The organism is Streptomyces omiyaensis, assembly GCF_014650895.1.
GTDB lineage: Bacteria > Actinomycetota > Actinomycetes > Streptomycetales > Streptomycetaceae > Streptomyces > Streptomyces omiyaensis.
On the sequence record NZ_BMVV01000001.1, the window covers coordinates 143027 to 161455 of the forward strand.

Annotated in this window: 19 protein-coding genes; 12 read left to right on the forward strand and 7 right to left on the reverse strand. The window is 74.2% G+C overall.

Annotated elements, in window-relative coordinates:
* Nucleotides 1-68 precede the first annotated feature (68 nt).
* Nucleotides 69-860 carry an SIS domain-containing protein gene (locus tag IE287_RS00690; RefSeq protein WP_189846885.1) on the reverse strand — a complete coding sequence of 264 codons (792 nt, stop codon included), beginning with the start codon at nucleotides 858-860 and terminating at the stop codon, nucleotides 69-71.
* Between the two features lie 184 nt (nucleotides 861-1044).
* On the opposite strand from IE287_RS00690, the gene IE287_RS00695 reads away from it, so the two are divergent.
* The 5 genes from IE287_RS00695 (at nucleotide 1045) to IE287_RS00715 (ending at nucleotide 6761) form a co-directional block, all read left to right on the forward strand.
* Nucleotides 1045-1734 carry an iron-dependent transcriptional repressor DtxR gene (locus IE287_RS00695; protein WP_189846886.1) on the forward strand — a complete coding sequence of 230 codons (690 nt, stop codon included), beginning with the start codon at nucleotides 1045-1047 and terminating at the stop codon, nucleotides 1732-1734.
* A gap of 831 nt (nucleotides 1735-2565) precedes the next feature.
* Entirely contained in the window at nucleotides 2566-3552 is a 987-nt protein-coding gene (locus tag IE287_RS00700; RefSeq protein WP_189846887.1) for an alpha/beta fold hydrolase, read from the forward strand.
* Nucleotides 3553-3757: 205 nt separating this feature from the next.
* Nucleotides 3758-4111: a hypothetical protein gene (locus tag IE287_RS00705; RefSeq protein WP_189846888.1), complete on the forward strand. Its 354-nt coding sequence runs from the start codon at nucleotides 3758-3760 to the stop codon at nucleotides 4109-4111.
* Between the two features lie 115 nt (nucleotides 4112-4226).
* Entirely contained in the window at nucleotides 4227-5450 is a 1224-nt protein-coding gene (locus IE287_RS00710; RefSeq protein WP_189846889.1) for an FG-GAP-like repeat-containing protein, read from the forward strand.
* Between the two features lie 72 nt (nucleotides 5451-5522).
* Nucleotides 5523-6761 (forward strand): FG-GAP-like repeat-containing protein, encoded by a 1239-nt coding sequence (locus tag IE287_RS00715; protein ID WP_189846890.1) that lies wholly within the window; start codon nucleotides 5523-5525, stop codon nucleotides 6759-6761.
* A 62-nt stretch (nucleotides 6762-6823) separates the two neighbouring features.
* Here IE287_RS00715 and IE287_RS00720 read toward each other — a convergent pair whose 3' ends face one another.
* Nucleotides 6824-7057 carry a DUF397 domain-containing protein gene (locus IE287_RS00720; RefSeq protein WP_189846891.1) on the reverse strand — a complete coding sequence of 78 codons (234 nt, stop codon included), beginning with the start codon at nucleotides 7055-7057 and terminating at the stop codon, nucleotides 6824-6826.
* A complete protein-coding gene (locus tag IE287_RS00725) occupies nucleotides 7054-7875 on the reverse strand; it encodes a helix-turn-helix domain-containing protein (protein ID WP_229883207.1) in 822 nt (273 codons plus the stop codon). Before IE287_RS00725 ends, IE287_RS00720 begins: the two co-directional genes overlap by 4 nt.
* 82 nt (nucleotides 7876-7957) lie before the next feature.
* Here IE287_RS00725 and IE287_RS00730 point away from each other — a divergent pair, with 82 nt between their 5' ends.
* The 6 genes from IE287_RS00730 to IE287_RS00755 all read left to right on the forward strand — a co-directional run bounded on the left by IE287_RS00730 (nucleotide 7958) and on the right by IE287_RS00755 (nucleotide 12715).
* On the forward strand, nucleotides 7958-8368 hold the full coding sequence (locus IE287_RS00730) for a hypothetical protein (RefSeq protein WP_189846893.1): 411 nt from the start codon (nucleotides 7958-7960) through the stop codon (nucleotides 8366-8368).
* Nucleotides 8369-8463: 95 nt separating this feature from the next.
* A complete protein-coding gene (locus tag IE287_RS00735) occupies nucleotides 8464-9642 on the forward strand; it encodes a hypothetical protein (RefSeq protein ID WP_189846894.1) in 1179 nt (392 codons plus the stop codon).
* A 51-nt stretch (nucleotides 9643-9693) separates the two neighbouring features.
* Entirely contained in the window at nucleotides 9694-10395 is a 702-nt protein-coding gene (locus tag IE287_RS00740) for a DUF6058 family natural product biosynthesis protein (protein ID WP_229883208.1), read from the forward strand.
* 127 nt (nucleotides 10396-10522) lie between these two features.
* Nucleotides 10523-11422: a GNAT family N-acetyltransferase gene (locus IE287_RS00745; RefSeq protein ID WP_189846895.1), complete on the forward strand. Its 900-nt coding sequence runs from the start codon at nucleotides 10523-10525 to the stop codon at nucleotides 11420-11422.
* 263 nt (nucleotides 11423-11685) lie between these two features.
* Nucleotides 11686-12144 carry a glutaredoxin domain-containing protein gene (locus tag IE287_RS00750; RefSeq protein ID WP_189846896.1) on the forward strand — a complete coding sequence of 153 codons (459 nt, stop codon included), beginning with the start codon at nucleotides 11686-11688 and terminating at the stop codon, nucleotides 12142-12144.
* Nucleotides 12145-12280: 136 nt separating this feature from the next.
* Nucleotides 12281-12715, forward strand: a complete 435-nt coding sequence (locus IE287_RS00755; RefSeq protein WP_373307768.1) for a winged helix-turn-helix transcriptional regulator — start codon at nucleotides 12281-12283, stop codon at nucleotides 12713-12715.
* A gap of 7 nt (nucleotides 12716-12722) precedes the next feature.
* Here the strand turns inward: IE287_RS00755 and IE287_RS00760 are convergent, their stop codons facing one another.
* Nucleotides 12723-14174: a hypothetical protein gene (locus IE287_RS00760; protein WP_189846897.1), complete on the reverse strand. Its 1452-nt coding sequence runs from the start codon at nucleotides 14172-14174 to the stop codon at nucleotides 12723-12725.
* Nucleotides 14175-14309: 135 nt separating this feature from the next.
* Here IE287_RS00760 and IE287_RS00765 point away from each other — a divergent pair, with 135 nt between their 5' ends.
* Nucleotides 14310-14678 (forward strand): hypothetical protein, encoded by a 369-nt coding sequence (locus IE287_RS00765; RefSeq protein ID WP_189846898.1) that lies wholly within the window; start codon nucleotides 14310-14312, stop codon nucleotides 14676-14678.
* Nucleotides 14679-14914: 236 nt separating this feature from the next.
* Here the strand turns inward: IE287_RS00765 and IE287_RS00770 are convergent, their stop codons facing one another.
* The 3 genes from IE287_RS00770 to IE287_RS00780 all read right to left on the reverse strand — a co-directional run bounded on the left by IE287_RS00770 (nucleotide 14915) and on the right by IE287_RS00780 (nucleotide 18170).
* Nucleotides 14915-16462, reverse strand: coding sequence for a transporter (locus IE287_RS00770; RefSeq protein WP_229883239.1), 1548 nt, complete (start codon nucleotides 16460-16462; stop codon nucleotides 14915-14917).
* 59 nt (nucleotides 16463-16521) lie between these two features.
* Nucleotides 16522-17379 carry an ABC transporter ATP-binding protein gene (locus IE287_RS00775; protein ID WP_189846899.1) on the reverse strand — a complete coding sequence of 286 codons (858 nt, stop codon included), beginning with the start codon at nucleotides 17377-17379 and terminating at the stop codon, nucleotides 16522-16524.
* Nucleotides 17380-17465: 86 nt separating this feature from the next.
* Nucleotides 17466-18170: a bifunctional DNA primase/polymerase gene (locus IE287_RS00780; protein ID WP_229883210.1), complete on the reverse strand. Its 705-nt coding sequence runs from the start codon at nucleotides 18168-18170 to the stop codon at nucleotides 17466-17468.
* Between the last annotated feature and the right edge of the window lie 259 nt (nucleotides 18171-18429).

Genomic DNA, 18429 nt, shown 5'->3' on the forward strand with positions numbered 1-18429 from the left:
CGGGCGTCCGGCCGGTGCCGGACGCCCGGGCGGTGACCGGTGCCAGTGCTCGGGGCGGTGACCGGGGTTCAGTGCTTGTAGAAGATCCGGTCCGCGTACTCGGTCATCACGCGCCCGTTCCACTCGTGGCCGCCGTCGACGTTCCCGGAGCGCAGCATCGGCGGCTCGACGCCGCGCCGCACCAGCTCCTCGACCGCGGCGGCCATGGTGGCCTGCATGAGCGCGCTGGTGACGACCGTGGAGGCGGGGGCGAAGGGCGCCTCGACGCCCTCGTGGCTCAGCTCCGCGTCGCCGACCGCGATCCTGGAGTCGAGGACGATGTCGCAGTGGTCCTTCAGGTACGTCCCCGAGACGTGCCGGGACTTCGTCTCCGTGCCGTACGCCACCGAGGTGACGCCGATGACGGTGAGGCCGAGCGCGCGGGCGTTCATCGCCATCTCGACCGGCAGGGCGTTGCGGCCGGAGAGGGAGATGATGAAGAGCACGTCGCCGACGGCGGCGGGGGAGGAGTCGAGCACGGCTCCGGCGAGCCCGTCGACCCGCTCCAGGGCCGAGCCGAGGGTGGCCGGCATGACGTCGACGCCGACGACGCCGGGGACGACGAGCAGGTTCATCAGCGCGAGTCCGCCGGCCCGGTAGACGACGTCCTGGGCGGGCAGCGAGGAGTGTCCGGCGCCGAAGGCGAAGAGGCGGTTGCCGTGGGCGACGGCCTCGGCGACGGCGGCCCCTGCGGCGGCGATCTCGGCCGCGTCCTCGTCGCGGACCTGCTGGAGCAGGCCGATCGCCGCGTCGAAGAACCGTCCCGCCAGCTTGCTCTCCGCCGTGCTCGCGTTCGCGTTGCCGCCCGCGTTCTCGCCCATGTGAGGAAGCTCCTTCTCGTCGAGGTCGCCGATCACGGTGCGGTCTGGACCATTGCTCTGTCAATACTGCCTCCCCCGCCTCCGTGTCCCCACTTCTCCCGCTGGGGGGCGGGGGCCGCCCGCTTGTCGGCGCGATGCGCAAGAATTGGTGCAGGGCCAGCGCACGACTCATCGAGGGGCACGAATGTCCGGACTGATCGACACCACGGAGATGTATCTCCGCACCATCCTGGAGCTGGAAGAGGAAGGTGTGGTCCCGATGCGTGCCCGGATCGCCGAGCGGCTCGACCAGAGCGGCCCGACGGTGAGCCAGACGGTCGCCCGCATGGAGCGGGACGGCCTGGTCGCCGTGGCGAGCGACCGGCACCTGGAGCTGACCGAGGAGGGCCGCCGCCTCGCGACCCGCGTCATGCGCAAGCACCGGCTCGCCGAGTGCCTGCTCGTCGACGTGATCGGCCTGGAGTGGGAGCAGGTCCACGCGGAGGCGTGCCGCTGGGAGCACGTCATGAGCGAGGCCGTGGAGCGCCGCGTCCTGGAGCTGCTGCGCCACCCGACGGAGTCGCCGTACGGCAACCCGATCCCGGGTCTGGAGGAGCTGGGCGAGAAGGCCGAGGCGGAGGCGTTCCTCGACGACTCGATGGTGTCGCTGGCGGACCTGGACCCGGGCGAGGGCAAGACGGTGATCGTCCGTCGCATCGGCGAGCCGATCCAGACGGACGCCCAGCTCATGTACACGCTGCGGCGGGCGGGCGTGCAGCCCGGCTCGGTCGTGTCGGTGTCGGAGTCGGCGGGCGGCGTGCTCGTCGGCAGCAGCGGCGAGGCGGCGGAGCTGGACGCGGAGGTCGCGGCGCACGTGTTCGTCGCGAAGCGCTGAGGCGGTTGGGAGCCGGGACGGGGCGGCCGAGGCTCCCCGCGGGTCCGGCAGGGGCTCCCCACGGGCGGCCGGCGGCATGATGCCGCCGGCCGCCCGTCCGCGTGGGGGCGGTTCCCTCCCCCGTGCGACCCGATTTACGCCGGATTGGCCCCGCGCGCGCCCTCGGCGTGCCACGCTGGAGCGAGCTGCGTGCGCTGCGTGATGCGCGGAAGGGTGGGGCCATGCGACCGACGGGGTCCGTACGCCGACGGCCGCACGCCCTGCCCGGCCCCGCCCGGCGTCCGTCCACGGTCCTGCGTCCGTTCACGGCACGGCGTCCGTTCACGGTCCTGCATCCGTTCACGGTCCTGCGTCCGTTCACGGTCCTGCGTCCGTTCACGGTCCTGCGTCCGTTCACGGTCCTGCGTCCGTCCACGGTCCGGGGAGCGATAGCCGTCCAAGGGGCGATCGCCGTCCGGGAATCGAGTGCCGTCCGGGAATCGATCGCCGTCCGGGGGCCTGTCGGTGGCCAGGAGTCGAGCGCCGTCCGGGGGCCGGTGGCCGCCGGGGGGCCGGCGGGTGACGGGTCCCGGGAGGCAGAGGGCCCCGGCGCCTCGCGGCGCCGGGGCCTGTCCTCCCCTGTCCCGACCTGGAGCCCCGAGCTCTCAAGGTCGGTCCCCTCGGACCGTTTTCCCCGAGCGGTCCGCCTCCCGTTGAAGATCTCCCCTCGGCCGCGCGCACCAATCCTTGAGGCCTGTCACTCGAACGAGGGGTGTTGCGTGGCAGGAGCGCATTTTCGAATGCGAGTTCGATAGTCTGGCGGGGTTCGACGGAGAGAGGGGGTGCCACACCATGGCGCGACGACTCGACGTCACCGGAGCCGACGGCATCCGGCTGGCGGCCTGGGACTTCACGGCCGAGGGCGAGGTCCGCGCGCGGACCGGGCCCGAGGGCGGGACGCCCGCGCGTCCCGCGGCGGCGCACCCGGCGGTGAGCATCACCCGCCAGCCGACCGGCGCCGAGGACCGCCCCCGTCCGGCCGGGCCCCCCGCCCCGCCGCCGGACGCCGCCCCGGTCTTACTGCTCCACGGCCTGATGGGCCACGCGGCCCACTGGGCTCCGGCGGCGGCCCTCCTCGCGGGCGGGCACCGCACGATCGCGCTCGACCAGCGCGGCCACGGGGCGAGCGAGAAGCCGCCCGGCGGCCCCTTCACGCGCGAGGCGTACGTGGCGGACGCGGCGGCCGTCATCGAGCGCCTCGGCCTCGGCCCCGTCACCCTCGTCGGCCACTCCATGGGCGCCCTGACGGCCTGGCAGCTGGCCGCCGAGCACCCGGACCTGGTCCGCGCCCTCGTCATCTGCGACATGCGGGCCTCCGCGCTCGGCGCGGCCTCGCAGCGCGCGTGGCGGGACTGGTTCGCGGGATGGCCGGCCCCCTTCCCGACGCTGGACGCCGTGCACCGCTGGTTCGGCGCGGACGACCCCTGGGCGGAGACGCCGAACCCGGCGCGGGGCGCGTTCTTCGCCGAGGTGATGGCCGAGCGGGCGGACGGCTGGCACCCGGTCTTCGACCCGGACCAGATGCTCACCTCGCGCGAGACCTGGGTCCACGACGCCCACTGGGACTCCCTCGCCCAGGTCCGCTGCCCCACCCTCGTCGTCCGCGGCCTCGACGGCGAACTGGGCCGCGCCGAGGCGCAGGAGATGGTCCGCGTCCTCCCGCACGGCGCCTACGCGGAGATCCCCGACGCCGGCCACCTCCTCCACTACACCCACCCCCGCGCCTGGGCGGAAGCGGTGGCCCCCTTCCTGACGGGCGCCCTGACCACGGGCCCCTGACCCGGGGCGGGGGCCGCGCGGGGCCCGCCCCGGTCCCCGCCCGAGCCGCACCCACACCCCCGCCCGAGCCGCATCCACACCCACGCCCGGCCCCGCACACACGCCCCCGCCCCCGGCCCCGCCCCGCACGCCCGGTCCCGCCCCGCACCACGCCCCGGTCCCGTACCGCCCCGCCGCTGTCGTACCCCCGCCCTACGCTCGCCGCATGAGCGTCTCCCTCTACTACTCCGCCCGTCGTCCGTCGCCCCTGACGGAGGCCGAGGCCGCCGCCGTCGGGCGGGTCGTCGCCGGCCACCCGGCCTCGTTCCCCGGTGAGGACCAGGAGGGCCTCTGCCTGTACGAGGGCGGCGGCTCCGATCCGGACGGCATCGTGGCCGGTTCCACGAAGCTGCCCCTCGACGGGGACCGCGTGCTGCCGGTGATGGTGGCCGTGCTGGACTCCGTCACCGAGCTGCGCCGCGCCCTGCCGGACGCGGAGTGGCACGTCCACATGGACGACCTCGACGTCGACTGGGACGAGGCGGAGGGCTACGGCTTCCCGGGGATGCGCGCGCTCTGATCCGGCTTCCGGCACCCTCCTACCGCGCCCGCCGTCCGACGCGGTACGGTCCCTCCCACGGCGCGTCGAGCGGTACGTCTCCGCGCCGTCCAGCACGAGGGACACAAGGGAACGCATGCGCATACCTCTGCGCCGGCGCCTGGCCGCCACGGCCACGGCGCTCGGCCTCACCACGCTCGCCGCGCTCGGCGCCGGCACGGCACCCGCCCAGGCGGCGGCGAGCGACTGCCCGAAGGGCTACTTCTGCGCCTGGAAGACGGACGACGCCACCGGCTCCATGTTCAAGACCACGACGAGCATCGGCACGCTCGGGACGTGGAACGACCAGTTCCGCTCGGTCTCCAACCGCACCGACCGGTTCGCCTGCCTCCACGACGACCCGGACCACGGCTACGACGGCTCGGTCTGGTCCGTCGCCCCGACCCCGTCGGGCACCGAGTGGGGCGGCCCCGGCAGCAACTCCGTGAGCTCGGTCCGCCTGGTCGCCACCGAGCGCGAGTGCGGCGGCTACGAGGCGTACCCCGAGTGGTCCGCGAACGAGCAGGCCGCCGCCCCCGCCTTCGGGGACCTGAACGGCGACAGGCTGTCCGACGTCCTCACCCGCGACACGGCCGGCCGCCTCTGGTTCCTCCCGGGCAACGGCACCGGCAAGCTGGTCGGCTCCGGCGGCTGGAACGCGATGAACGCCCTCACCCGGCACGGGGACTTCTCCGGTGACGGCAGGGAGGACGTGATCGCCCGCGAGGCGTCCACCGGCAAGCTCTGGCTGTACAGGGGCTCCGGCACCGGCTCCGTCGGCTCCCGCCTGCTGATCGGTTCCGGCGGCTGGAACGCCATGAACCACCTCACCGCCTTCGGCGACCTGACCGGCGACGGCCGCTCCGACCTCCTCGCCGTCGAGAAGTCCACGGGCAGGCTGTGGCTCTACCCCGGCACGGCCACGGGCGCGCTCGGCGCCCGCAAGCTGATCGGCACGGGCGGCTGGAACGGCCTGAACGCCCTCATCGGCTTCGGCGACATGACCAAGGACGGCAAGGCCGACCTCCTCGCCCGCGAGGCGTCCACCGGCAAGCTCTGGCTCTACCCGGGCAGGACCGGCGGCCTCGGCTCCCGCGTCCTCATCGGCAGCGGCTGGGGCGTGATGGCCTCCTTCCTCGCCGTGGGCGACCACACCGGTGACGGCCACGGCGACCTGGTGGCCGTCAGCGGCCCGGGCTACTCGTCCCCCGTCTTCCGCGGCGCCGGCGTCAGGATCGAGTACGACGGCCGTGCGACGAACGGCTTCGCCGCCGGGCACCCCGAGTCCGACGGCTGGTTCGGCCTCAACGGCACTTTCTGACACACGACACGAACGGCCCGTGGGGACGGGACGGGGAGAGCCCCGCACCCACGGCTTTGGGGAGGAACGATTTTGCGTACGACGCTGAAGCGGGGACTGGCATCCCTGCTGGGCCTCGCCGCCCTGGGGGCCCTCGGGGTGGCGACCGCCGCCCCCGCCCAGGCGGAGCCGAGCGACTGCCCGAAGGGCTACTTCTGCGCCTGGACGACGGCGCACGCCACGGGCACGATGCTCAAGACGACCACGAGCCTGCCGACCCTCGGCACCTGGGACAACAAGATCCAGGCCGTCTCCAACCGCACGGACAAGTACGCCTGCGGCTACGACGAGCCCCACTACACGACGTCCTACTGGAGCGTCGGCACCCGCGAGCCCGACCCGGGCGGCACGGAGTGGGGATACATGGGCATGCACTCGCTGAGCTCGCTGAAGCTCGTCCCCACGGAGCGCGAGTGCACGGGCCCCGCGTACCCCTCCTGGAACGTCTTCAGCGAGTCCTCGACCCGCTCCTCCTTCGCCAACATGGACGGCAACCTCTCGGCGGACCTCCTGGTCCGCGACAAGACCGGCCGCCTCTGGTTCCTCCCGGGCAACGGCACCGGCAAGCTGGTCGGCTCCGGCGGCTGGAACGCGATGAACGCCCTCACCCGGCACGGGGACTTCTCCGGTGACGGCAGGGAGGACGTGATCGCCCGCGAGGCGTCCACCGGCAAGCTCTGGCTGTACAAGGGCTCCGGCACGGGTGCGCTCGGCTCCCGCCTGCTGATCGGTTCCGGCGGCTGGAACTCGATGAACCGCCCGACCGCCGTCGGGGACATGACCGGCGACGGCCGCTCGGACCTCCTCGCGGTGGAGAAGTCCACGGGCAAGCTGTGGCTCTACCCCGGTACGGCCTCCGGCGCCCTCGGCGCCCGCAAGCTGGTCGGCTCCGGCGGCTGGAACGCGATGAACGCGCTGGTCGCCCCCGGTGACCTGAACGGCGACGGCAAGGACGACCTCCTCGTCCGCGAGGCCTCCACCGGCAAGCTCTGGCGCTACCCGACCAGGACCGGCGGCCTCGGCACCCGGGCCCTCGTCGGCAGCGGCTGGAACGTGATGACCACGTTCGTCGGGATCGGCAACGTCGAGTACGGCGAGCCCAACGACCTGCTGACCATCACCGGCAGCGGCGCCTCGACGTCCCTCACGGGCAACTCCTGCCAGGGCGCGGGCTGCATGATGGTCTACACGGGCAAGGGCACCGGCGGCCTGAACCCGGGCTTCGGCCACGAGAGCGACTACAACTGGGACGACATGAACGCGGTCTTCTAGCGCTCGCACCCACCGCAGGGCCTCCGCCCCGGAGAGGGGGAGGCCCTGTGGTGTGCCGCCGCCTACTTCACGCGCCGCAGGAACGCGTCCCACGCGTCGGGGGAGACGGAGAGGGACGGAATGGTGGTGTCCTTGGAGTCACGGACGTGCACGGAGTGCACACAGGCGGCGACCTCGACGCATTCGCCTTGATCGACGCTGTACGAGGACTTCGTCCAGCCGACGGCGACCTCGACGCAGTTGCCGCCCTGATCGCCGCTGTAGCTGCTCTTGAACCACTTGAGGTCGGAACTCATAGCTCTCGTGCCACCTGTTCGATGAGTCGTACGGAGTGCTCCGGGGTGTGGGCCTGTGCCCGTAGCGCGCTGTAGCGGGCGAAGCTGTCCCCCACCTCCGGCTGTTCGGTCAGAATGTAACTGCTGCCCTGCCCTTCGACGTATACCAGTTGCCCCTTGCGCTCCTCGGTTTCCAGCAACATGAAAGGGCCGTTGAGCCCGGCGTGGACGTGCCGTGTCTCGTCCATCACCTGGATGGTGACATTGCGCAGCTCAGCGACCACATCCCGGACGTGGAGAAGGTTTTTCCGGACGATGTCCGGCCCGCCGATCGGCCGCCGGAGCGCAGACACCTCCAGGACGAAAGTCACCAGGGGAGCGGGCTTTCGGTAGAAGACCTCCTGGCGCTTGAGCCGCGCGACGACATGCGTCTCGATCTCCTCGTCATCCAGGGCCGGGACGGCGCACCTGAAAACGGACCGCGCGTAATCGGCGGTCTGGAGCAGCCCCGGCACCAGATGGGTTTCGTAGCAGTGGATCCCGGCGGCCCTTATCTCCTCCTCCAAATAGTCCTCGAACCAAGGAGCGACCCCACTCGCCACAACCTCCTCCGCCAGCTTCAGCAGTGCACCCTGTGCACCCAGCAGCGGATCCACGGTCGGGACGAAATCGCCCTTCGGGTGCCGCAGGCCACGCTCGATCATGGCCACCTGGGACTTGGAATATCCGGTCTCCCTGCCCACGGCCTCCTGCGAGTACTTGGCCCGCTCGCGATAGAACCGCAGCATCATTCCGAACGTCTTCGCGGCTCCGGCGCCCTGCTTGCTCTCCTTGTTCACACCCCGCCTCCCCGAGTGCACAGTCCTGCACAACATCACTGTGTCCCTGGCGACAGCAGACCACGCTCGGAAAGCTGGCCGCATGAATCTGCGCAAGTCGCTTGACAGCAAGCCCAGCTGGGTTCCCGGGACCGGTCACGCCCTCCGTCTCGCCGGCGTGCACTTCGACGCCGTGCGGATCGGCGGGTATCTCGGGGAGGAGGTGGCGTACCGGCTGATGGAGTTCACGGACTTCCGCGCGGGGCCGATCGTGCGGGAGGCGACGCGAGGGCGGAACCTCTATTTCCTCCTGGCGCCGGGTACGGCCTCCGGGGGCGCGTGGCCCGCCCCGGTGCGGGCGCTCTGCGGCAACGGGGGCGGCGAGTCGTACGTCGGGATCCCGGCGCTCGACGGGACGACCTGGCCGCTCGGCTGGAGGTCGCTCCCGACGCTCGAAGATCCGTTCGTGGAGGGAGAGTTGTTGCGCCGGACGGTGGAGCGTGCGCTACGGTGACGCCATCATCACGCTCCGTGAAGGGAGCGGCCCCCGGGGGTGCGCCAACACCATCCGAGGGCCTTCACCGCCAGTGGATCAGGAGTCCACCAGAAATGCTTCGGCATGCTATCGCGCCCTTGTCGGCGTACACGAAGGTCTCGCACAGCGTCGTCCGGAATCCGCGACTGACCAGCGACGCCAAAGTCCTCCTCTGCTACCTCCAGGGCCTGCCGGAGAGCTCCGCGACGTCGAAGGCCCTGGGTGAGCACGCCGCCGACCTGGGCATGAAGCCGCGGGCGTACCAGCGGGCGAAGGAATCCCTCGCCGCATGCGGATATCTGCACGAATGGCGATGGCAGGGCGGCCGGGGCCGCTGGATCACCGAACAGCTCGTCGCGAACGTCACCCTCACGCGTGACGAGGCGACGGCCCTGCGGGACGGCGACCGGTCACCGACCGTGCCCGATCCGACGGTCGGCGGACCGGCCCCCTCGGAACCCGGCGGCTCTCCCCAGGACGAAGACGGAGAGAAGAACAACCCCCTACCCCCCACCGGCCGCCCGCCGTCGCCGGACGCGGGGGACCGGGAGGAGCCGGAGGAGCGGGGAGGGCGGGGAAGTCCGGAGCGGGCCCGGGCCGAGGCCCAGGAGCGGGCCCGGGCCGAGGTCCGGGAGCGGCCCGAGGTCCCGCCCCCGGCCCCCGCCGCCGGTGACCCCGGCCCCGGCTCCGAATCCGACTCCGCTCCCGGCTCCGATCCCGACCCCGGCCCCGAACTCGTCCGCGCCGAGCGGCTCCTGCTGACCCTCCACCACGCCCACCGCGACCTGCGGCTCGGCGTCCGGGAGGCGCGGGCCCTCGCCGCCGTGGCCGCGGAATGGCTCCGGCGGGGCGTCTCGGCGGGCGACCTCCGCCACGCGCTGACGGCGCATCTGCCGCGGACCGGCGTCCGCTCGGCGGCGGGGTTCCTGCGGCACCGGCTGACGGAGAAGCTCCCGCCGGAGACGCCGCCGGAGGCCCCGTTCGGCGAGGCGCCGCGCCCGGCGCCCGGGCCGCTCGTGGAGTGCGAGGGGGCGGGGGAGCCCCACGTGTTCCGGCCGGTCGCGGGCGAGACCCGCTGCGGTCCCTGCCGCCGCGAGGCGGCCCGCGGGGAAGCCTTCGGGGCCCCGCGCCCGGAGGTCCGGCCCGCCCGCGCGGACTGGCGCGGACGCGTCGCCGAGGCCTTCGCCGAACGCCCGGGCGCCGCCTGGGGCGTGCTCCACGGTGCGGCGGGGGCCGAAGCGTCCGGAGGCTAGCGTGCGGAGTCCCGCGCGGGGAGGTCCCGCGCCGGACGCCGGGAGGGCTCGATGCCGGAGAAGACGCCGCGGGACGAGTGGAGGCGGCGCGTCGCCGAGCGGTTCCGCGAGGTGAACGGCGACCATCCGATGACCGCCGCCGACGACGCCTACGTCAGCGCGCAGTTCGTCCCGCTGGACCGGCTGTGCGCCGCCCACGGGCGCGAGGCCGACCAGGTCCGGCGGCTCATGCTGGCCGGACGGCTGCCGCTCCCGGGGTACCTGCGCTCCGACGGCGCGGAGATGGTGCCGGGCGACCTGTTCGCCCTGGCGGAGGAGGCCGGCGGGGTGGACCGGCTCGAAGCGTGGTTCACCGCGCACTGGGACGACGCCCGCGCCGGCCGGGCGGAGTGGGAGGCGTACCTCAGCGGGCGGTACGTCTGCCTGCGCGCGGTCACCCCGGCGTCGATCCTCCGCAAGGAGCACCTGACGGGGGCGATCGCCGCGGCGGAGGCCGAGCCGGACGCCGGCTCGCCCCGCTGGACGGCGCGGCTGCACGCCCTGGTCGACGAACTCGACGCGCTGGAACCGGCGTTCACGCCCTACGATCGGCTCCGCTTCGGCGGGCCGACGTCCAGGGACACCTGTGTCGACGCCGTCCGCGCCCGCCACCCCCGCCCGGACGGCGCGCCCCGGGCGGTCGCCCCGCAGCTTCCCGGAAAACCCGTGGACGGGCCCGCGGAGGACCGCCTACGGTGTGCCTCCACGCCCTGATGCGGACGGAAGGAGGCGAGTGCCGTGCTGTGCATCCCCTTCCCGCGCTCCCCTCTCCCCCGTACCGGCGTGGTCGGCCTCGTCTGACCGGGAGCGCTCCGAGCAGCCTGCATCCCGGAGGAACACCATGACCGGTACGGTCATCCGCTCGCTCTCCGCGAGCGACGCCCCTCTCTTCGACGCCCTCCCCGACCCGCTGGACGCGGCCGGGGCCCATCGCCGGACCCTGTTCCGCCCCGAGTGGAAGCGCGTCGCCCTGCGCGACGGCGAGGTCGTCGCGCGCGGCGCGTGGTGGGGCGGACCCGACGACACGGAGCCCGTCAACATCAACTGGTTCGACGTCGCCGAGGGCGAGGAGGAGGCCGGAGCCGCGCTCCTGCGCTCCGCTCCCCGGCAGGTCGAGCTGGAGATCAACCTGCCCGGCGGCTGGCGGGACGAGCCCGCTCTGCGCGCCGCCGCCGAGACGCGCTTCGCCGCCGCGCGAGCCGCCGGGTACGCGCTCCTGGTGGAACGCTTCCTGTACCGCTGGACCCCGGAGCGGGGCCTCCCCGAGCGGCCCGGACGGCTGGACTTCCGCGCGGAGGCCGACGACGCCGTCTTCCTCGACGCGCTGCGCCGCATCCACTCCGTCACCCTGGACGCGCACGCGCTGCGGGCCGTCGAGGAGGGCGGCGTCGACCAGGCCGCCCAGGAGGAGCTGGACTTCTTCCACTGGTGCCCCTCGCCGAGGGAGTGGTGGCAGGTCGCGCACACCCCCGAGGGCGACCTGGCCGGCATCCACATCCCGGCCCACAACCCCTCCGGCCCCACCATCGGCTTCATCGGGGTCGTCCCGGAACAGCGCGGCCGCGGCTACGCCTACGACCTCCTCGCGGAGTGCGCCCACCTCCTCGTCGAGCACGGCGCCGAGTCCATCAGCGCGGCGACGGACCGGGGCAACGTCCCCATGGCCGCGAACTTCGCCAAGGCCGGCTTCCCCGTCGTCCGCGAACGGATCAACTTCCACCCGGCGGACCGGACGTCCTAGCGGCCGCGCAGCCCCGGACCGGCCGCCGACACCGGCCGGTCCGGGCCCTGCACGCCCACGCACGCCCACGCACGGCGGCGCACGGCGGCGGGCGGCGGCGCGCCTCCCGCCGCCACCCGTGTCCGGCCGCGCCAAGAGGCACGCCTCAACCGGCACGCGCCAACCGGCACGCCCCAGGCGGTGCGCACCGGCGGGGGCGTACTCCGGGGGGCGACGTACTCCGGGGGCGGCGTACTCCGGGGGCGGCGTACTAGCCTGGCGCGGTGATCCGTTCCTGGCTGCTTCCGGCCCTCCTGACCCTCGCGGGCCTGCTCGTGGCCGGGGGCCGGGCGGCGGACGGGGACGTGGTCACCGGCCTCGTCCTCCTCGTGTTCTTCCTCCTCCTGGCCGCCGTCGGCTCCCCGCTCGTCTTCCCGAGGTCCGTCGGCGCCGCGGAGGCCCTGCGCCGCGGCGCGTCCGACGGGCGCCCGGTCGTCTACTGGCGCCCCGGCTGCGCGTTCTGCGTCCGGCTCCGGTTCCGGCTGGGCCGGCGGGCCCGCCGGGCGCACTGGGTGAACATCCGGCGCGACCCGGAGGGCGCGGCGGCGGTGCGCGCCGCGAACGGCGGCGACGAGACCGTCCCCACGGTCCTCCTGGCCGGCCGCCACCACACCAACCCCGATCCGGCCTGGCTCCGCGACCGGATCGACGGCCTCGGCGAGGACGCCGGCCCGCCTCGGTGACGCCCGCCCGGGAGGCGCGGGGCCGCCGCGCGGCCCCGGCGGGGCGTCCCCGCGGAGGCACCGGCGGGAAGAGCGCGCGCGAGGGAGGCCGGTTCTCGCTTGTCGTCACCGGCGTCATCCGGCAGCCTGGGGAGGCATGGAAGAACGCCCTGTCATGTCACCCGGTCCCTGCGAGGGAACCGACCGCGAGTACGAAGTCCTCCAGTGGGACGTCCGCGAGGGGTGCGAGGTGCGCCAGATCCTCGACCGCGTCGCGGACAAGTGGTCGCTGCTGGCCATCGCCCACCTGGACCGCCAGTCGCTCCGCTTCACCGAACTCCGCCGCCGCATCGAGGGCATCAGCCAGCGCATGCTGACCGTGACCCTCCGTCAGCTGGAGCGGGACGGCCTGGTCCGCCGGACCGTCTACCCCGTCGTCCCGCCCCGTGTCGAGTACGCGCTCACGCCGCTCGGCGCGACCCTGCACACCACGATCCAGGCCCTGGTGACCTGGACCGAGGACCATCAGGAGGAGATCGCCCGGGCCCGCGCCGCGTTCGACGCCCGCCAGGAGGAAGTCCTGGTCTCCTGAACCCCCGTCACGAGCCGTCGTCGGGCGCGGCGGTGAGCATCGCGCGCAACTGCGCCGCGGCCGCGTCCACGTCCTTCACGAAGGAGCCCTTGCCCGCCGTCACCGCCGCCTCCCGGGCCACCTCCAGGGCATCGCCCCACGGCCCGGCGAGGCCCGGCAGGAGGTCCGGCGCCGCGTCGCCCGCGCGGTGCACGATCGAGCCGCATATGAGGTGGGTCTCCAGGGCGATCCGCCACGCCTGGGCGACCTGTCCCTCTTCCAGCAGCAGCTCCGCCGTCCTCACCAGCACGGCGGCCTTCGGCGCGAAGGCGGACCCCATCCGCACCCGCACCGAGGCCGAGTACGACTCGTGGCCGGTCAGCTCCTGCCGGAGCGGCGCCAGCTCGCCCACCGGCACCGGCGCGTCCTTCCGCTCCCGCAGCAGGGCCTCGGCCGCCGTGAGCGCGTCCGCCAGCGACGGCGGCAGCGGCAGTGCGGCCGTCTCCTCCTCCCGGGCCACCGCACCGGGCGCGATCTCCTCCGCGCGGGCCAGCACCGGCCCGGCCTCCCGCACCCGGCCCGCCAGCCGCAGGTGCAGCCCCTCACGGGCCAGCGCGGGCCCCAGCGGGCCGAGGCCCGCCTCCGCGGCCTCCCGCACCACCAGGTCCACCCCGAGGGCCGCGTCCCAGTTGCCCCGCACCGCTTCGAGGCGCGAGGCGGTGTCCCCGGCCGCGTCCACCATGTAGCCGGCCTCGATCCGGCCGAGGCCGCCCTGCTGCCGCGTCAGGTCCTTGTAGCGGGCCAGCGACTGCCGGGCGCAGGCCAGGGCCTGGTCGACGTCCCCGACCTTCAGCTGGACCGCCGCGGCCAGTGCCAGGACCCGCGCGAAGTCCGGGAGCAGCGGATGCGGCGACTCGTACGCCCCCGCCGTCACGTAGGCGCCGATCGCCCGGTCCACGTCGGCGAGCGCCGCCATCGGGCGCTCCGCCTCACCGTGGGCCCGCGCCCGCCGGATCAGCGCGTCGGCGGCCAGCAGCGGTGCGCTCGGCAGCCCGCTCCTCCCGTAGGCGTCGACGCACGCGCCCAGGTCCGCCACCGCCTCCTCCGCGCGCCCGAGCGCGAGCAGCGTGGAGGCCCGGGAGTACAGCAGCGCGCCCCGCATGTGCCACAGCTCCGGATCGTCCGGTGCGGCCCGGAACAGCTCGTCCAGGTGCCCGGCCGACCGGTCGAACGCGTCGAGCGCCGTCCGCGCGCGGCTCGGCAGCACCTGGTGCGCGATCCCCCGCTCGTACGCCTCCTGCGTGAGGCGCGTCAGCCGCTCCCGCTCCTCGTCGGTCATCGGCGCGGCCTCGCGGGCGGCCCCGCCGCCCCGCCGCCCCGGCCCGCCGGAAGTCGTCCCGCCGGGGGCCGTCGCCTCGGAGGCCGTCCCTCCGGCCGTCCCCTCGACGCCCTTCTTCCTCCGCCGCCCGAAGAACCCCACGCGAACCTCCCCCGTCTCCGTCCGAACCCCTCGTCAGCATCATGACCCGCACCCGCCCCCTCCGACACCCCTGTGGACGGCGCCTGTGGAAAACTCGCTGGTCGCCGCGTTCCCCGCCCGTATACGGTCACCGCCATGACCAGCACCCCGCCCACGCCGCAGCGGCCGACGACGACACTCTGGCGCCCCACCGGGCCCGAGGAGCTCGCCCTCGTCCGCGAGCTGGAGTGGCGTGCCTGGCCGCCCCGCCTCCCCGAGCAGCCGATCTTCTACCCGGTGCTGAACGAGGACTACGCGATCCGCATCGCCCGCGACTGGAACGTGAAGCACAGCGGTGCCGGGTACGTCACCCGCTTCGAGGTCGACTCCGCCTTCCTCGCCCGCTACCCCGTCCGGCAGGCCGGCGGCCGCACCATCCTGGAGCTGTGGATCCCCGCCGAGGAGCTGGCCGATCTCAACGCGCACCTCGTCGGTCCGATCACCGTGACCCACGAGTTCCGCTGACCGGGGCGGAGGGCACCGCCGAAGCGGCCGCGCGGTGGAACGCACCCGCGCGGCTCCGCCGCCGCCCCCGAGGAGAACCCGTCGTGCGCGCGGCCATCGGAAAGACCGGGGCGGCCTTCCCGGGGCCGTGGCCCTCGGTGCCGCCGGGCCGGCCGCCCCCGCCCGGGCCGCCGTCTCGGACCGCCCGCAGGGCTACTTCTGCGCCTGGACGGAGGAGAACGCCCCCTTCCCGCACGTCAGCCCTTGCCGACCGCCGCCAGGATCTCCGGCAGGCGCCGCAGCATCCGCCCCGCCATGAGCCTCAGGGCGCCCCAGGTCAGCAGGGCGCCGTAGGTCACGCCCAGCGGCAGCAGGAGCCACAGCAGGGCGTGGTGGTCGCTCACCCGCAGCCAGACCAGCAGGCCGATCAGCGGGGCGCACAGCAGCGGACCGCCGAGCATGCCGCCGAAGATCGCGGCGACCGCCACGCCGCCCTGCCCCGGCGCCACGTTGCGGCGCGACTCCTGCGGGATCGCGTACGGATACCTGACCGACGCGACCACTCCCAGCGCCAGCATCGCCCCGAGCAGCGCGAACGCCAGGCCGAAGACCTCCGGGAGCTGCGACCAGCCGCCCGTGACCAGCGCCGTGCCCACCGCGACGACCACCGTGAACGGCACGGTGATCGCGACCATCACGTACACCCGGTCCCGCAGCTCCGCGTACGCGTCCTCCGGCGTCGCGATCGTCTGCGCCACCATCCAGAACGCCGACGAGTCCTGCCCGAACTGGTTGAACATCTGCACGCCGAGCATCCCCGACGCGAAGCACGCCCAGTAGACCGAACCGGCCTCCTGGAAGGCGTTGAAGAACGGCACCAGCGCACCCACCGCCAGCGCCGACACCCACGAGGCCTTCGTCTTCGGATCGCGCCAGATGTAGCGGAAGCACCGCTCCATCACCGCGCCCGTACGCCCCCCGGGCAGCAGCCGCGCCACCCGTCCGCGCCCCTCGGCGGGGTCCCGCACCGCGCCGGGCGCCGCGCCGATGGTCGAACCGTCCGGCTCGACCATCAGCCGCACCAGACTCCGCCGCCACCACCACAGCAGCACCGCGAGCGCCACCACCGACGGCACGAGCCGCGCCACGGCGACCACCGGGTCCCCGTCCGCCGCCGAGACCACCGCCGCCACCGCCGACGCCGGCGGCAGCCAGCCCACCACCGACGCGACCGTGTCGAGCACCGACAGGTCCTGCGCGCGCCCCAGCGCCTGCGCGCCGAAGTTCACCGCCTGGATGCCCAGCGCGATCACCAGACCGCTGAGCAGCGCCATGTCCCGGCCCTTGCGGGAGGTCAGCAGCCGGACGTTCGCCGTCGCGATGGCCCGGGACAGCGCCACGCACACCAGCAGCACCAGCGGCACCGCCGTCACGGCGAGCACCGTCGCCGTCGCCCCGTGGGCCACCGAGGCGACCGCCCCGACCGCCAGGCAGAGCGTGAACAGCGGTCCGATGCCCACCAGGGAGGCCACCAGCAGCGCCCGGACCAGCGGCTCCGGCCGCAGCGGCAGCATCACCAGCCGCGAGGGGTCCAGCGTCTCGTCCCCGCTCGGCAGGAACAGCGGCATCACCGCCCAGCCCAGCGCGAACACCCCGACCGTGAGCACCGCCACCGCCCCGGCCGCCTCGTGCCCCCGCAGCAGCAGGAAGCCCAGCACCACGAAGGCGGCGATCAGCAGGACCACCACCAGCGAGGTCACGAACGCGGCCGTGCGCCCGCCCGACTGCCGCAGCCCGTTCCGCATCAGCGACAGCTTCAGACGGACGAGGACCGGGGTGAGCGACGGCGCCGCGGCCGTGGCGCTCACGAGCGGTCCCCGCGGGACCCGCCGCCCAGCCAGTCCAGCGAATCGCCCGCCGCGGCCCGGTCGTTCGCGCCCACCAGCTCCAGGAACGCCTCCTGGAGGGTGGCCGCGGAACCCTTCACCTCCGCGAGCGGACCCTGCGCCCGGATCCGGCCCCCGGCCATCACCGCGACCCAGTCGCACAGCGACTCCACCAGCTCCATCACGTGGCTGGAGAAGACGACGGTCGCGCCGGAGGACGTGTACCGCTCCAGGACGCCCCGGATGGTCTGCGCCGACACCGGGTCGACGCCCTCGAAGGGCTCGTCCAGGAAGAGCACGTCCGGGTTGTGCAGCAGCGCCGCCGCCAGACCGATCTTCTTCCGCATGCCGGTCGAGTAGTCGACGACCAGCTTGTGCTGCGCACCGGCCAGGTCCAGCACGTCGAGCAGCTGGGTGGCCCGCTTGTCGACCTCCGCGCCGGGGAGCCCCCGCAGCCGGCCGCCGTACGCCAGGAGTTCACGGCCCGAGAGCCGCTCGAAGAGCCGCAGCCCCTCCGGCAGGATGCCGATCCGCGCCTTCACCCGCGCCACCGACTCCGGGTCGCGCCACACGTCGTGGCCGGCCACGCGGATCCGGCCGGCGTCCGGCCGCAGCAGACCGGTGATCATGGAGAGGGTGGTGGTCTTGCCGGCACCGTTCGGCCCGACGAGCCCGATGAACCTGCCCGCCGGAAGCACCAGGTCGACCCCGTGCACCGCGATCTGCGGGCCGAACCGCTTCCACACCCCCTCCACCTGCACCGCGGGCGCCGCACCGGAGGTGTCCGGTACGGCGCCCGCGGGTTCGAACGCTCCGTCAAATGCCTGGTCGGGCATGATCGGTCAACCCTTCGGCGGTCCCCGCGAGGCGCTGTTCGCGCCTTTCCGGCCACCCTACGGGGCGGCCCGCGGGAACCACCGGGTCACTGGCCCCGGGCCCGCGATTCGGCCGCCTCGCGCCCGCACGCGTACGCGAGCGCGCTGATCAGCTCCTCCGCGTCCGGGAGCCAGCGGTTGGCGGCGGTGGGCCGCCGCGCCCACTGCACCGCCCCCCGGCCGCCGACCCGCGTGGGCGGCGCCGCCACGTAATGCCCCTCCCCGCGCGTGGCGAGGTCGAGCGAGGCGGGGGACCAGCCGAGCTTGCGGATCAGGTCGGGGACCTTCGCCGAGGCGCCGGGCAGCACGAAGAAGAACATCCGGCGGTCCGGGGTGCAGGTCACCGGCCCCAGCGTCAGCTCCATCCGCTCCATGCGGGCGAGCGCGAGGAAACCGGCCGCCTCGGGCACCTCGATCGCGTCGAAGGTGCGGCCGGTGGGAAGGAGGATCGACGCCTTCGGCTGCTTCGACCACATGCGCCGCGCCCCGACCGCGCTCCCCGTCGCCAGCGTCGCCCAGTCCGGTTTCACGGCGTGGGCGCCCGGCGCCGGGCAGTCGGCGGTGCCGCAGGAGCAGCGCTCCCGGCCCTCGACGGCTTCCAGCCAGGTCCCCGGGAACACGTCCCAGTGCCGCTCTTCCGCGTACCGCACCGCGCTGTCGAGCAGCTGCTCCCCTCGCTGCTCGGGGATCTGCGCCGCTTCCGTCGTGACTCCGATGGTCTCTTCCACGGTGAAGACAACTGCGCCCGTCACCTGGGGTTACGGGCGCGGCGGCGCCGGGGGTGAGGCATCGATCCTGCATGCGGGGCGCATGGGTGCACGCGCGGGGGCGCGCGGGGGACCGGGGAGCGGGGGAGGGGTACGGAAGAGGGCGGCGGACCCGGGACGGGGGGCGGCACGAGGGGGCGCCGACCGGCAACCGACGTGTCCGGTTTCGCGTGTTCACATCGGCATTGACCTGATATTCGCAGGGCAGTGATCATTCCGTGTCCGTATCTGTCCCGTCTGGGGG